At 67.3% G+C, this 14,281-nt stretch carries 14 protein-coding genes; 9 read left to right on the top strand and 5 right to left on the bottom strand.

All coding sequences use genetic code 11. From position 1 onward, the window contains the following. The first annotated feature begins 3 nt into the window (after positions 1-3). Positions 4-1,425 carry an L-serine ammonia-lyase gene (locus GXK59_RS14005; RefSeq protein WP_160667659.1) on the top strand — a complete coding sequence of 474 codons (1,422 nt, stop codon included), beginning with the start codon at positions 4-6 and terminating at the stop codon, positions 1,423-1,425. Position 1,426: 1 nt separating this feature from the next. Here the strand turns inward: GXK59_RS14005 and GXK59_RS14000 are convergent, their stop codons facing one another. Beyond that, positions 1,427-1,981 carry a TspO/MBR family protein gene (locus tag GXK59_RS14000; RefSeq protein ID WP_160667657.1) on the bottom strand — a complete coding sequence of 185 codons (555 nt, stop codon included), beginning with the start codon at positions 1,979-1,981 and terminating at the stop codon, positions 1,427-1,429. Positions 1,982-2,096: 115 nt separating this feature from the next. On the opposite strand from GXK59_RS14000, the gene GXK59_RS13995 reads away from it, so the two are divergent. Both GXK59_RS13995 and GXK59_RS13990 read left to right on the top strand, forming a co-directional pair. After that, positions 2,097-3,170: a lipid II:glycine glycyltransferase FemX gene (locus GXK59_RS13995; RefSeq protein WP_160667655.1), complete on the top strand. Its 1,074-nt coding sequence runs from the start codon at positions 2,097-2,099 to the stop codon at positions 3,168-3,170. A 32-nt stretch (positions 3,171-3,202) separates the two neighbouring features. Next, positions 3,203-4,699 carry a threonine/serine ThrE exporter family protein gene (locus GXK59_RS13990; RefSeq protein ID WP_160667653.1) on the top strand — a complete coding sequence of 499 codons (1,497 nt, stop codon included), beginning with the start codon at positions 3,203-3,205 and terminating at the stop codon, positions 4,697-4,699. A 17-nt stretch (positions 4,700-4,716) separates the two neighbouring features. Here GXK59_RS13990 and GXK59_RS13985 read toward each other — a convergent pair whose 3' ends face one another. Beyond that, a complete protein-coding gene (locus GXK59_RS13985; protein WP_160667651.1) occupies positions 4,717-5,556 on the bottom strand; it encodes a siderophore-interacting protein in 840 nt (279 codons plus the stop codon). Positions 5,557-5,607: 51 nt separating this feature from the next. Then, positions 5,608-6,312, bottom strand: coding sequence for a uracil-DNA glycosylase (locus GXK59_RS13980; RefSeq protein WP_443094318.1), 705 nt, complete (start codon positions 6,310-6,312; stop codon positions 5,608-5,610). A gap of 189 nt (positions 6,313-6,501) precedes the next feature. Between GXK59_RS13980 and GXK59_RS13975 the strand changes: the two genes are divergently transcribed. The 6 genes from GXK59_RS13975 (at position 6,502) to GXK59_RS13950 (ending at position 12,310) form a co-directional block, all read left to right on the top strand. Further along, complete coding sequence (locus GXK59_RS13975) at positions 6,502-6,819, top strand: DUF3263 domain-containing protein (protein ID WP_160667647.1); 318 nt, start codon at positions 6,502-6,504, stop codon at positions 6,817-6,819. Positions 6,820-6,900: 81 nt separating this feature from the next. Further along, positions 6,901-7,521, top strand: a complete 621-nt coding sequence (locus tag GXK59_RS13970) for a LytR C-terminal domain-containing protein (RefSeq protein ID WP_160667645.1) — start codon at positions 6,901-6,903, stop codon at positions 7,519-7,521. 145 nt (positions 7,522-7,666) lie between these two features. Next, on the top strand, positions 7,667-7,873 hold the full coding sequence (locus tag GXK59_RS13965) for a cold-shock protein (protein WP_160667644.1): 207 nt from the start codon (positions 7,667-7,669) through the stop codon (positions 7,871-7,873). Positions 7,874-7,968: 95 nt separating this feature from the next. Next, positions 7,969-9,228, top strand: coding sequence for an ABC transporter substrate-binding protein (locus GXK59_RS13960; RefSeq protein WP_160669184.1), 1,260 nt, complete (start codon positions 7,969-7,971; stop codon positions 9,226-9,228). Positions 9,229-9,545: 317 nt separating this feature from the next. Then, entirely contained in the window at positions 9,546-11,183 is a 1,638-nt protein-coding gene (gene groL, locus GXK59_RS13955; RefSeq protein WP_160667642.1) for a chaperonin GroEL, read from the top strand. Between the two features lie 149 nt (positions 11,184-11,332). Beyond that, a complete protein-coding gene (locus GXK59_RS13950) occupies positions 11,333-12,310 on the top strand; it encodes a ribonuclease HI family protein (protein WP_160667640.1) in 978 nt (325 codons plus the stop codon). Positions 12,311-12,337: 27 nt separating this feature from the next. Here GXK59_RS13950 and GXK59_RS13945 read toward each other — a convergent pair whose 3' ends face one another. After that, positions 12,338-12,625: a WXG100 family type VII secretion target gene (locus GXK59_RS13945; RefSeq protein ID WP_160667638.1), complete on the bottom strand. Its 288-nt coding sequence runs from the start codon at positions 12,623-12,625 to the stop codon at positions 12,338-12,340. Positions 12,626-12,748: 123 nt separating this feature from the next. After that, positions 12,749-14,278 (bottom strand): sensor histidine kinase, encoded by a 1,530-nt coding sequence (locus tag GXK59_RS13940; RefSeq protein WP_202129221.1) that lies wholly within the window; start codon positions 14,276-14,278, stop codon positions 12,749-12,751. Between the last annotated feature and the right edge of the window lie 3 nt (positions 14,279-14,281).

Here is a 14,281-nt window from a genome sequence, read left to right as displayed (position 1 = left end):
ACCATGGCCGTTGGAGTCTTTGACCTTTTTTCCATCGGAATAGGGCCCTCGAGTTCACACACCGTGGGCCCGATGCGGGCTGCGGCAGTGTTTGCCGAAGAACTCAAGACCTCCGGTGTGCTGGACCGGGTGACCGGGCTGCGCGTTGACCTCTACGGCTCGCTCGCCGCCACCGGGCACGGCCACGGCACCATGACCGCCATCCTGCTCGGCCTCGAGGGCTTCCACCCCGAGCTGATCCTTCCCGAGGAAGTGGAGGAACGGCTCGCCACGATCGCCGAGACCGGCACCCTGCAGCTTGCCGGCGAAGGAACCGGCGTGGCGCTGCCCTACGGCGTGAAGGACATGGTCCTGCGCCCCCTGACCATCCTCCCGCGGCACACCAACGGCATGACGTTCACCGTCTCCGCCGCCGACGGTGAAGTCCTGCACAGCGCCACCTTCTTCTCCGTCGGCGGCGGCTTCATCGTCCGCGAGGGCGAGGAGGACGCCGCGCTGAAGGAACTCGACGAATCCAAGAAGGAACTGCCCCTGCCCTTCCGCACCGCCGCGGAACTGCTGGGCCGCTGCCAGTCCAAGGGCCTCTCGATCGGCGAGATCATGTTCGTCAACGAGCGCGCCTCCCGGACCGAGGCGGAGATCCGCGAAGGACTCCTGCACATCTACTCCGTGATGGAAGGCTGCGTCGAGGTCAGCCTCAAACGTGTCGGGCTCCTGCCCGGCGGCCTCAAGGTGCGCCGACGTGCGCCCGACTGGCACGAACGCCTCATGAAGGAAACCCGCGGCCAGGACCCCGACTACCGGGACCCGAAGTACTGGCAGGAATGGGTCAACCTGATCGCGCTCGCCGTGAACGAGGAGAACGCCTCGGGCGGCCGCGTCGTCACCGCCCCCACCAACGGCGCCGCCGGCATCATCCCCGCGGTGCTTTACTACGCGCTGCACTTCGCCCCGGGCATGGACAAGGCCACCCAAGCCGACCGCGACGAGACAATCGTGAAGTTCCTGCTCACCGCCGCCGCGATCGGGGTGCTGTACAAGGAACAGGCCTCGATCTCCGGCGCCGAGGTCGGCTGCCAGGGCGAGGTGGGCTCGGCGTCGTCGATGGCGGCCGCCGGACTGGCCGAAGTTATGGGCGGCACGCCGCAGCAGGTCGAAAACGCCGCGGAAATTGCGATGGAACACAACCTCGGCCTGACCTGCGACCCCATCGGGGGGCTTGTCCAGATCCCCTGCATCGAACGCAACGCAATCGCCGCCGCGAAGGCCATCAACGCCGCCAAGATGGCGCTCTGGGGCGACGGGACGCACCGGGTGTCCCTCGACGAGGTCATCGTGACCATGCGGGAAACCGGCAAGGACATGAGTTCCAAATACAAGGAGACCGCCATGGGCGGCCTCGCCGTGAACGTCGTGGAGTGCTGAGTCAGTTGTTCAGCGCGGCCCAGAGGTTCAATGATGCGGCGAAGACGATCCAGGTCAGGTAAGGCAGCATCAGCAGCCCGGCCATCCGGCTGATCGGTCCGAAGTAGAGCACCGTGACGGCCACGGCCACCGCCAGCGCCACGATGATGCCGAAGGCGATCCACAGGGCCGACGTGCCGAGTGCGGGGTACAGGCCGAAGAAGACCGGGGTCCAGAGCAGGTTGAGCGCAAGCTGCGCGGCGTAGGCGGTGAGGGCGGGCCTGGTCCCGTCGGGCCGCCGGCGCCAGACCAGCCAGGCGGCCACGGCCATCGCGATGTAGAGGATGGTCCAGACCGGCCCGAACACCCAGTTCGGCGGCGACCATGGCGCTTTGTCCGCGGTGGCATACCAGCCGTTGACGTTGTTGGCCGTGGCCAGTCCGCCGAGCCCTGCAACCAGGGCGGAGGCGGCGAGGAAGACCAGCAGTCCCGGCAGCTGGGCGCCCGGCGCGCGCCGTCCGGTCGCGGGTTCCTGGCTTCCGGATCCTGCGGTTATTGGTTGCTGATCGGGCGGCATGCTTCCAGCGTAGCCGGTCCGTTCCGGGCGGGAGCATGGGCCCGGGCGGATAGACTTGAACCTGCATGCCCGCATGCCGCCGACGCTCGTACCGCAATGATTGGATGCCGCACCCTTGCGTGAATTCACCGCCCGCTTTGCCTCTGCTGAAGAGATCGCCAACTGGGACACCCACGTCACTGCGAACCCCAATGGCGGCAATCTCCTGCAGTCGGAGGCCTTTGCCGAGGTCAAGCAGCACTTTGGCTGGAAGCCCCTGCACCTTGTGTACGAGACCGCCGACTACACGAGCTACAACCTTGTCCTGGAGAAGTCCTTCCCGCTGCTCGGCAAGCTCTGGTACCTGATCAAGGGCCCGGATGTGGCCGCTGTCGAGGACATCCCCGGCATAGCCGCAGCCAACGCCGAGTTCGTGAAGCGTGCCCGGCTGGGGGTCTTTGCCATCAAGATCGAGCCGGATATCGTGCTCTCTGAGGCAGCCCGGCACGTGATCGAAGGTGCTGGTCTGGTCAAGACCCACAACCTGCAGCCCAACGACTCGACGGCCCTGCTGGACATCTCCCCGGATGAGAACCAGCTGCTGCGCAACCTGCACTCGCGCGGCCGCAACGCCGTCCGCCGTGCCATCCGCGAGGGCGTGGCGGTCCACAACGTGGAACCCACAGATGAGAACTTCCGTGCCATGTACGCGCTCATGACCAACACCGTGGAAGCCAAGTCCCAGGTCCGGGTCCGCGAATATGAGTACTACCGCCAGTTCTGGACCAACTTCATCAAGCGCGGCCAGGGACGGCTGCTGTTCGTCTACGAGGACGGCGTACCCTCGGTGGGCGCCTTCGTCATCAACTACGGCCGGAAGGGAACGTACAAGGACGGCGGCTCGCTGCAGAAGCGCAACCAGTACGGCGACTCCCATTTGGTGCAGTGGACGGCCATCAACCAGTTCAAGGAACTCGGCTGCACCGAATACGATTTCTGCGGCACGCCCCCCAGCGACCAGCTTAAGGACACGTCCAACCCGTTCCACGGACTGGGCCTGTTCAAGACCAGCTTCAGCAAGACCGTGACCGATTTTGTCGGCTGCTATGACCAGGTGCTGAGCCCACTGAAGTACAAGGCCTGGATGGCCGCGGGGGAGCGCGTCGCGCGCCAGCTCTACACCCGCCGCACGGGCCAGCAGTTTTACTAAACCGGCTGCCACGGAAATTTGAGGACGCCGGAATGACCAAGGAAACCGACGGCCGCCGACGGCCGCACACCGACGGATTGCCCAGGACCGAGCCGATGTCTGCCTCGCAGGTGCGCCAGAACGCCGCTGCCAAGCGGATGCTGCGCCGTCTGGTCCAGGGGGAAAACCCGCCGACCGCTCCGATGAGCATCGTGGACCGCCTGGCGGGCAGTCCGTATGCCAACCCGATGATCCAGGTGGGCGGGGTGGACACCTCCGCCCGCAAGACCATCGACTTCGCGCTGCACCTGGCCGAGTCCATGTTCCGGTATGGTGCCGGCGCCCTCGAAGTGGAAACCAGCATCATCGCCATTACGGCCGCGCTGGGCCTCAAGCACATCGAAGTGGACATCACCAACCAGTCAGTGGCCATCAACTACGCGCCCAAGGACCAGACCCCCATCTCGCTGCTGCGCGTAGTCCGGTCCTGGACCAACAACTACGCCGGGCTCTCCCAGGTGCACCAGCTGGTCACTGAAATCGTGGCCGGCGGGGTGGGCCGCGAGGAGGCAGTGCGCCGGCTGGAGGAGATCACCCGCAGCGCCAAGCCCTTCCCGCGCTGGATGGTCACTGTGGCGTTCGGTGTCTTCTCCGCCGCCTTTGTCGGCGTGCTGGGCGGCGGCCCCGGTGCATCCGCGGTGGCGTTCCTGTCCAACCTGCTGGTCAGCCTGCTCGCCCGGCAGCTGGGCCGCTGGCGCACCCCGGACTTCTTCATCACGGCGTCCTGCTCGTTCCTGGTCACCTTCATCGCCCTGCTGCTGTGGCGGTTCGGCGGCCTGGTGGGGTTCCAGATCGCCCCCGAGATCGTGGTGGTCGGCGGCATCCTGCTGCTCCTGCCGACCGGCCGGCTGGTTTCCTCGGTGCAGGACGCGATCAACGGCTTCCCGGTCACAGCCGCCGGCCGCTTCCTCTCCACGATGCTGACTTTCGGCGCGCTCGTCGCGGGCATCGCCGTGGGATTCGTGGTGGGGGACATGATGGCGATGGAACCCATCAACGTCACCAAAACATTCCCGCCGGCGTATGACTTATGGGTGGTGGTCATTCTGATCGCCGTCGCGGTGCTGATGATCGGCATCACCGAACAGACCAGCTGGACCCTGCTCCTGCCGACCGCGGCCGTCGGCGTGGTGGGCTATCTGGTCCTGATCGGGGGCGACGCCCTGGGTATCGGAGTGCGCTTTTCGCCCGCACTGGCCGCTGTCGTCATCGGGCTCCTGGCCCGGGTGGTGGCACTCCGGATGGGGGCCCCGCAGCTGGTGGTGGCCGTTCCCGCCGCCCTGATCCTGTTGCCCGGCCTCACCATATTCCGGTCCATGTATGTATTGACGATTGAGGAATCGGAGATCCTGCTGGGTGCGGGGGGCATGCTCAATGCCGGCGCCATCGTGATGGGGGTCGCGGCCGGCATCGTGCTCGGTGACACGCTCGCCCGGCCCCTGACCCGCAGCCTGGCCAGCAACGAACGACGCCGGGCACGGCGCCGGTAGGTCTCCTGTGTACCCGGCTAAACCTGTCCGATGGGGAGCTTCTTCTCGGCCTGGAAGTCGTCCTCCACGCGGCCCTTCGCCCAGTAGCCGGACAGTGAGACCTGGGAGCGCTCCAGCCCCCGCTGGGCGTAGAGCACCTCCCGCAGGCTTTTCATATAGCCGCGCTCACCGTGCGCAAAGACCTGCACCCGGCCGTCAGGCCAGCGCGCGTCGCGCACGGCAGTGACCAACAGGTCACTGGCGCCGGCAGGCACGCCGCCGCGCATAAGCCAGTGCAGCTCGACGCCGGCCGGCGCGGCAACGTCCTGGATGTCGGCGTCGCCATCCACCTCGAGGAAGGCAAGGCCGCGGGCATCCGCCGGAAGCGATTCGATGGAGGCCGCGATGGCCGGCAGGGCGGATTCGTCGCCCGCGAACAGGTACCAGTCCGCGGCCGGATCCGGGTTGTAGCCGCCGCCCGGGCCGGTGAAAACCAGGGCGTCGCCGGGCCGGGCGGACGCCGCCCACGGACCCGCGAGGCCTTCGTCGCCGTGGATCACGAAATCGATGGCGATTTCCCCGGCCGCCTCGTCGACCCAGCGGACGGTGTAGGTCCTGGTGTGCGGCCACTGATCGCGAGGCAAGGTCTCCCGGATCTGCCAGAGGTCCAGTGGTTCCGGGTACTCGACCCCGGGCTGCGGAAACACGATCTTGATGTACCGGTCCACGTAGGCGTTGTTCACGTAGCCGGCGAAACCCGGACCGCCGGCAATGATCCGGACCATGTGCGGCGAGAGCTGCTCTCGGCGCAGGACGGAGAGATTGGTCTGCGGGCGGGAATTCCGGGTGGCCGAGGTGGCAGCGGGGACTGAGGTCATGGGGCTAAGCCTAGCTAAAGAGCCCGTGCGGAACCCTGACTGTGAAGCCGGCTAGGGGAGCGGCGGGAGTTCCCAATCCACAGTGCCGTCGCCTTGTTCCTGAAGCAGGGTGTTGGTGTGGCTGAACGGCCGGGATCCGAAGAAGCCCCGTGAGGCTGAGAGCGGACTCGGGTGGGCGCTGGCGATCACCGGTGTGGGACCCAGCAGCGGCCGGACGGTCCCGGCGTCCCTGCCCCAGAGGATCGCCACGAGCGGCGCGCGGGAGCCGTCGGCGGCGACACGGTTGGCCGCGGCGCTGATCGCCGCTGCCGTGATGGCTTCCCAACCCTTGTTCCGGTGCGATCCGGCTGCCCCTGACCGGACGCTGAGGACCCTGTTGAGGAGCAGCACACCCTGTTCCGCCCAGCCGCTGAGGTCACCGTGGATCCGCGGCGGCAGCCCCAGGTCGGCGTCGAGCTCCTTGTAGATATTGGCAAGGCTGCGCGGGATGGGCCGGGTGGCGCCGTCCACGGCGAAGGACAGCCCGACGGCATGGCCGGGGGTCGGATACGGGTCCTGGCCCACTATCAAGACCCGGACGCCCGCCAGGGGCTGCCGGAACGCCCGCAAAACTTTCGACGGCGCCGGCAGGACATCGTGGCCCCCGGCTACTTCCCGGCCCAGGAAAGCCAGGACGTCCCGCAACTGCCCCTCGACCGGGGCCAGCGCCTCGGCCCAGCCGGCGGCCACGAGTTCATTCAAGGGCAGGCCGGCCATCTCCGCGAAGCTGACGGCCTGGCTCGACGCCGGCTCCAGCTCGAAAAGGGCATCGGAATCAGGGGAGTCGGAGTTAGGCACAGGGTCCATTCTCGCAGGGTGGCAAATGACAACCCTGTTATTCGCCCGTAGCATGGGGGAAGACTTTTCACCGGATCCAGCCGTACCGGAACAAGCAGGGAGCGTGGCATGGCCGAACAAGCGCAAGAGCACCTTTCGACGGCGGAATCGCCTGCCGCCGGGACCAGGCCCGAGTCGCCGCTGAGCAGCCGGGACCAGCAGATGCTGGCGCTGGAACGGCAATGGTGGAAGTACGCCGGCGCCAAGGAACAGGCCATCCGCGAGCTCTTCGACCTCTCCGCCACGCACTACTACCAGATCCTCAATGCCCTCATCGACACCGAGGATGCGCTGGCGCACGATCCCATGTTGGTGAAGAGACTGCGTAGACTACGTACGTCACGCCAACGTGCGCGGACTGCTCGCCGCTTGGGCTCAGACGCGTAAAAGCACAGCCGAATGCGCGGATTCCCGCGCGGAAGCCGGCGTGGCCAATTCGTCAGAAATCAGCAAGGACATCGTTTCACCATGACCAAATACGCTCGGGATGAATTTGATCGGGTCCCGGAGACCTCCGCACGCCAGGGTGTCCACCGGGCAGTTGCCGAATCCCGCCACCGCCGCCGTCTGGTTCCCATCCTGGCCGTCGGCGTCGCAGCCCTGGCCATCGGCCTCGTGGCCTTCCTGTTCATGCCGAAACCCGGCTTCACCTCCGCCGGAGACACCCTGGCGGTATCGGCTGAGCAGAGCGGCAGCAGCGCCGCCGCGTCCCCCGCTCCCACGGCGTCCAGCGAGGCCCCCGCGAGCCAGACGGCCAGCGAGACGCCGTCCGCGCCTGCTGCGCCCTCCGCTACCCCCTCGGCGGTTGCCGCCATCGACAAGACCCAGCCGGTAGCAGTGTTCAACGGCACCACGACCGCGGGACTGGCGAACCGCGTGGGCAGTACGGTCTCCACGGCCGGCTGGACCCTCGGCACACTCGGAAACTGGGGCGGGGTGCCCCAGCAGCGCTCCGTGATCTTCTACAGCGGCGCCGCGCAGAAGGGCAATGCCGAGGCCCTCGGCCAGCTCCTCGGCATCCCCAGCGTGGTGGACTCGGCCGAATTCCAGCAGCCGCTGGTCGTCGTCCTGGCGCCCGGTTTCAAGTAAACCGTTCCGGTTACGCCTGAATAACTATTGGCCGCCGGACCCGTCCCCGTTCTGCGCCACTGCCTGAGGCTGTGGGTACAGTATTTGCATTCCGCCGCCCACATTGTGGTGGGGCGCCCGCCAGCCGACTGAAAGTGTGGACACCATGGCATTGGGAACCGTCAAATGGTTCAACGCCGAAAAGGGCTACGGCTTCATCACCGTGGACGGCTCCGGGGACGACGTCTTCGTGCACTGGTCAGCCATAGCGGGGGACGGCTACCGTGCCCTGGACGAGGGCCAGCGCGTGGAACTCGAAGTCGGCGAGGGCGAAAAAGGGCCGCAGGCCGAAAGCGTCCGGCCCGCCCCGTGACCTTCACCGCCGCGTCGCACGCCCCGCAGGACCCTGCCGAAAAAGCCACCGCCCGAAAGGCCGCCGGCAGCACTGTCCGACGCCGGGCTGTGGCACTGCGGCTGGGCCGGGCCGCCGCCGTGGCAACAGCAGCCGCGCTGACCACCACCGCATGCCTGGGCCCGACAGGCGGCGCCCGCGTGGAGCAGGCTGACGCGAGCGGTGACGGCACCCTGCGGATCGGGCTGATCCTTGACAACACCGGCCCGCAGAATTTCCTCAACGCCCCCCAGCTGGCCGCCGCGAAACTTGCGGTCAAGGAAATCAACGCTGCCGGCGGTCACAAGGGCAAGCCGGTGGAGTTGCTGCCGACAACCATCAGCGGGGACACCGCAGCGCAGGCAAAGGCGCTGGCTGCGGCCAAAGCCGACGTCGTCATCGGTCCGACGGACTCCAGCCGGGCGCCCGCCGCCATCGATGTCCTGGCCAATGCCAGGATCGCCATGATTTCGCCCGCGAACTCCGCCAGCGGGCTCAGCGGTTATGAGAGCAAGGGCTACTACTTCCGCACCTCGGCGGCCGACATCGCGCAGGCCCCGGTCCTGGTCAAGCTCGCCAAGGACAGCGGCGCGGCAACCATTGCCGTCGTGTACGAGGAAGGCAGCTACGGCAAGGACGTGTCCAACGCAGTGGCCGCCGCTGCCAAACAGTCCGGCCTCGGGACCGTCGCCGTCACCGCGTTCGCCCCGGGCCATGCGCAGCAGGCGGCCGCTGCCGCAAAAGCCGCGGCTCCCGACGCCGTCGTGCTGGTCGCCCGCGCAGGGGCCCAGGGCGCGATCGCCGAACTGAACAACGCCGGGGTTGCCGGGAAGAAGCTCATTCTCAGCGACGGGGCGGTCAACCAGTACGGTTCTGGCCTCGGCTCCAGTGCCCTCGACGGTACGCGCGGGATCCTTCCGGGGACCTTTGCCTCCGCGCACTTCCAGGGCGAACTGGTGTCCGTGGATCCGCAGCTGCAGGACATGACCTTCGCCGCGGAGACCTACGACGCCGTCAACCTCGCCGCCGTCGCGGCCGCCGCGGCGCAGGACGACGCCGGAGCCTCCATTGCGGCCGGCCTGATCGCTGTCTCGGGCGGCAAGGTCCAGACCTCCGGCAGCGGACCCACCGGCGACGCCGCGGTGTGCAAGAACTACCAGGAGTGCCTCGACCTTCTCCGGGCCGGCAAGCGCCCCGACTACGACGGGGAATCCGGGCGGATCGGCTTCGATGCCCACGGTGACGTCAGCTCCGCAAACTATGTGGTCTACACCTATGGGGCGGACAACATGTCGACCATGAGCGGCAGCGAAACTGCCGGCAGCAGCGGGAGTTAATCTCCCGTAGCGTATTGCGTCGTGCCGGAGTGGCGCCAGCTGGCCGATACCGGCCTTCCGGCACGCCCACTGCTTGCACTCTCCCCGGGGGAGTGCTAATTATTGAGTTAGCACTCCTGCGTATTGACTGCTAAAACGACGCCCGGTTCGCCCGGCCGCGAAGTTGCAGCAGCCGGTCCTGGAGCGAAAGAAACACCTGGCTGGGGTGAGATCCCTGACCCAGCGGCATACAGAGGCCGCCGGGCAAGGATCGTCCGTCGCGGGCACCGCAGCAAAGGTTCATTCTTAACGACTGTCCCGAAAGGACTACTGCCGTTATGGCCAAGATCATTGCATTTGATGAAGAGGCACGCCGCGGTCTTGAGCGGGGCCTGAACATCCTCGCCGACGCCGTCAAGGTCACCCTCGGCCCGCGTGGACGCAACGTCGTCCTCGAAAAGAAGTGGGGCGCCCCCACGATCACCAACGATGGTGTTTCCATCGCCAAGGAGATCGAGCTGGACGATCCTTACGAGAAGATCGGCGCCGAGCTGGTCAAGGAAGTTGCCAAGAAGACGGATGACGTCGCTGGCGACGGAACCACCACCGCTACCGTGCTGGCTCAGGCCCTGGTCAAGGAAGGCCTGCGCAACGTCGCGGCCGGCGCTGATCCCCTGTCCCTCAAGCGCGGCATCGAGAAGGCTGTCGAAGCTGTCACCCGCGAGCTCCTGGCCTCCGCCAAGGAAATCGAAACCAAGGAAGAGATTGCCGCCACCGCGTCGATCTCTGCCGGTGACAACGAGATTGGCGCCCTGATTGCCGAGGCCCTGGATAAGGTCGGCAAGGAAGGCGTCATCACCGTCGAGGAGTCGAACACCTTCGGCCTCGAGCTGGAGCTCACCGAAGGCATGCGCTTCGACAAGGGCTACATCTCCGCTTACTTCGTCACCGACGCCGAGCGCCAGGAAACGGTCCTTGAGGATCCGTACATCCTGATCGTCAACTCCAAGATCTCCAACGTCAAGGAACTGGTTGCTGTCCTCGAAAAGGTCATGCAGTCCTCCAAGCCGCTGCTGATCATTGCCGAAGACATCGAGGGCGAGGCCCTGGCCACCCTGATCGTCAACAAGATCCGTGGCACCTTCAAGTCCGTCGCCGTCAAGGCTCCGGGCTTCGGCGACCGCCGCAAGGCGCAGCTCGCCGACATCGCCATCCTCACCGGTGGCCAGGTCATCTCCGAGGAAGTCGGCCTCAAGCTTGAGACCGCCGGCCTCGAACTCCTGGGCCGCGCCCGCAAGGTTGTTGTGACCAAGGACGAGACCACCATCGTCGAGGGTGCAGGCGACGCTGACCAGATCGCCGGCCGCGTGTCCCAGATCCGCGCCGAGATCGAGAACTCCGATTCGGATTACGACCGCGAGAAGCTGCAGGAGCGCCTGGCCAAGCTGGCCGGCGGCGTTGCAGTCATCAAGGCCGGTGCCGCAACCGAAGTTGAGCTCAAGGAACGCAAGCACCGCATTGAGGACGCTGTCCGCAACGCGAAGGCTGCTGTTGAAGAGGGCATCGTCGCCGGCGGTGGCGTCGCCCTCATCCAGGCCGGTGCCAAGGCATTCGCCAACCTGCAGCTCGAAGGTGACGAGGCAACCGGCGCGAACATCGTCCGCGTTGCCATCGACGCCCCGCTGAAGCAGATCGCCTTCAACGCCGGCCTCGAGCCTGGCGTTGTGGTCGACAAGGTCCGCGGCCTGCCTGCAGGCCACGGCCTGAACGCAGCAACGGGCGAGTACGTCGACCTGCTGGCTGCCGGCATCAACGACCCGGTCAAGGTCACCCGCTCTGCCCTGCAGAACGCGGCGTCCATTGCCGGCCTGTTCCTCACCACCGAGGCCGTTGTGGCCGACAAGCCGGAGAAGAACTCCCCGGCCATGGGCGGCGGCGACGACATGGGCGGCATGGGGGGCATGGGCGGTTTCTAACCACCCGGCTTCCGGGGCCGGGAAACCGGTCCTGAACGTCCAGTTCAACGACGGCGGTCCCTCCTTCGGGTGGGGCCGCCGTCGGCGTTAATCCAGGCTTACAGCCGGCGGGGACAGCGTTGGCGGCGACGGTCTGGCAGGATGGTGCAGTGACAATTACAGCAGCAGCCGACGGTTCGGCTTTAGGAAATCCCGGCCCGGCCGGATGGGCCTGGTACGTGGACGACGACTGCTGGCGGGCCGGGGGATGGCCGCACGGCACCAACAACATGGGCGAGCTCATGGCCGTGCTGGACCTCTTCCGCTCCACAGCGCACCTGCCGGGCGAGCATCTGCACATCCTCTGCGACAGCCAGTACGTCATCAACTCCGTCACCAAATGGATGCCGGGCTGGAAGCGCAAGGGCTGGCGCAAGTCTGACGGCAAGCCCGTGATGAACGTCGAGCTGCTCAAGGAAATTGACCAGGCGCTGGTCGGCCGCAAGTACACGTTCGAATGGGTGCGAGGCCACGCCGGGCATGACCTCAACGAGGCAGCGGATGACCGCGCCAGGGCCGCGGCCACGGCCTACCAGCGGGGCGTGGCCGTGCGCCAGGGGCCAGGGTTCGGGGCCGCGGCCGGGGCACCGTCTTTGGCAGCACCGCCAGCACCTGCGGCCGCGCCGGCGGTGCCCCAGGGCGCGCCGACCGGCCAGCCGCAGTTGTTCGCCGAGCCTTCGCTCTTCGACGAGCCGGACCTCTTCAGCGAGTTCGACGAGGACACTACGCCCGCCCCGGGCACGGACGCGAGCCCGGAAGCAATCGTCGAGGCACTCGAGCGTGAGCTCCTCCGGCCGGAAACGCGTGCCGACATCGGACGCACCGGTGTGCTGCTGCACCCGGATTTCACCGAAATCGGCAGCTCGGGCCGGATGTGGACCCGGGACGCCGTGATGATGTCCCTGGCGGAGCAGCCCGGCGGCCCCGCCGATCTGGAGGTGCTCGGCGCAGACCGGCTGGGGGAGCAGACCGTGCTCCTGACCTACCGCAGCCACACCCGGTCGGGAACTGCGCTGCGCAGCTCCCTGTGGGTCCACGACGGCGCGCAGTGGCGGCTCCGCTTCCATCAGGGCACCCCCGAGGCGTGAGCCGTTCTCCGGCGGACAGGCGGCCGGTCAGCTGAAGCGCTGGGTGTTGTTCAGTTCGGCCTGGGCGTAGCTCGCCGCTGCGGAGTTCAGCGCCAGGTTGATGGACGCCAGGGACGCCTCGACCTTTCCCTGGGTCAGGGTCCACTCGGACACCAGGGCGTGGAAGTTGGTGGCCGCCGAGCCGCGCCACGTGGCCTGCAGCTCGTCGAGCCCGCGTTTCATGGCCTGCACGTCGGCGCTGATCCGGTCGACCGTGGCCTTGACGTTCGCGGACTTGAGCTGAAGGAGTTCGGTGTCGACGGAGATGATGCTCATGGGATGGCCTCTCTGGAGTGGCTGATCCGGACTTTCCGGTCACTGCGAGCCTAGGCAGGCCGCCGTGGCCCGGGGAGCAGTCGGTCGCGGTATGTGGAAAAGGCTGCAGGGACCGCGGACAGGCTAACTCGCGGCAGCGTCAGCGTCAGTGTCACCGGAGCTGGAGCCGTCGCCGGAGGGGGCGGCCGTGCTGGCGCGTGCAGCGGCAGCCGCGTCGTCCGTGGCCTCGTCCAGGTACGGAAGGCTGACCACCAGCGTGGCCCCGCCGCCGTCGGTCTTCGAGACCCTGACGGTGCCGGAATGCGCACCGACGATGGCCGCGACGATCGCCAGTCCCAGCCCGCTGCCGCCGGTCTCCCGGGTGCGGGAGGTATCCGCGCGGTAGAACCGCTCGAAGATCCGCGCGGCTTCCTCGTCCGGGACCCCGGGGCCGTGGTCGCGGACCTCGATGACGGACTGCCGGGTTCCGTCGGTGCCGGTCCGGACGCCTACGGCCAGTTCGATCGGCGTGCCCCCGGGGGTGTAGCGCAGGGCGTTGCCCACGAGATTGCCCACGACTTGCCGCAGCTTTGCCTCGTCGCCGAGGACCGGCGCCGGCCCGGGCGGACCGCCGTCGAGCCCGGTCAGTGAAATGACACGGCCGCGGTCGCTCGCCTGGGTGTCCACCACGGCGTCGTTGGCCACCAGCAGCAGATCGGCAGGCTTTTGCTGCAGCGGCCGCTGCTCATCGATCCGGGCCAGCAGCAACAGGTCCTCCACCATGGTCCCCATCCGCTTGGCTTCGCTTTCGATCCGTCCCATGGCGGTGGACACGTCCTCCGGGGTGGACAGGGCGCCGTGCCGGTACAGCTCGGAGAAGCCGCGGATCGTGACCAGCGGGGTGCGCAGTTCGTGCGACGCATCGGCGGCGAAGCGGCGCATCCTCGCCTCGGAGGCCATCCTTGCGGCGAAGGCCGTCTCGATGTGGGCGAGCATGGCATTGAGGGAGCTGCCCAGCCGGCCCACCTCGGTGTTGGGGTTTTCAATTTCGACGCGCCGGGAGAGGTCGCCGGCGGCAATGGCTGCTGCGGTCTTCTCGACCCGGGCCAGCGGCCGGAAGGACCGGGAGATGCTCCAGGTGGCGATGAAGAAGGCCAGGATGAGGGTCAGGAGCCCGACGCCGACCACCACCAGGACCGCATGTTCCATGACGGAATCGACCGGCCACAGCGGCAGCCCGATCACCACCACGGAGCTGCGCTCGTTGCTGTCGACGACGTTGAGTGCGACCACCCGCCAGTTGTGTCCGTCCGTGCCGCGGACCTGGAACGGAGTCTGCTGGCGTTCCGCGGCGTCCGCTGCGCTGATGCTGGCGATGTCCGGGTGGACCTGTTTGTTGCCGCCAAAGGGCAGAGGCGGCTGTCCCGGCGCGAAGAGCATCAGCGAGTAGTCGGTGGGGATGCTCTGGCTCTGGTCCTGCAACTGGCTGAAGGACTGCTGCTGCCGCACCGAGGCCACGGCGGCATGGAGCTTGTCGTCGACCTGCCCCTGCAGATAGCTGTGCAGCAGGGTCAGCGTTCCGGCGCCGGTGGCGGTGAGGGCCACGAGCATCAGCGCCGTCATGATCGCGACAAGCTGCGACCTCAGGGACGCCGACTTCCAACGGTGGAGCAGCAA

The organism is Pseudarthrobacter sp. ATCC 49987, assembly GCF_009928425.1.
In the GTDB taxonomy this organism is placed as follows: domain Bacteria; phylum Actinomycetota; class Actinomycetes; order Actinomycetales; family Micrococcaceae; genus Arthrobacter.
This window is presented reverse-complemented; position numbering and strand designations above follow the sequence as displayed.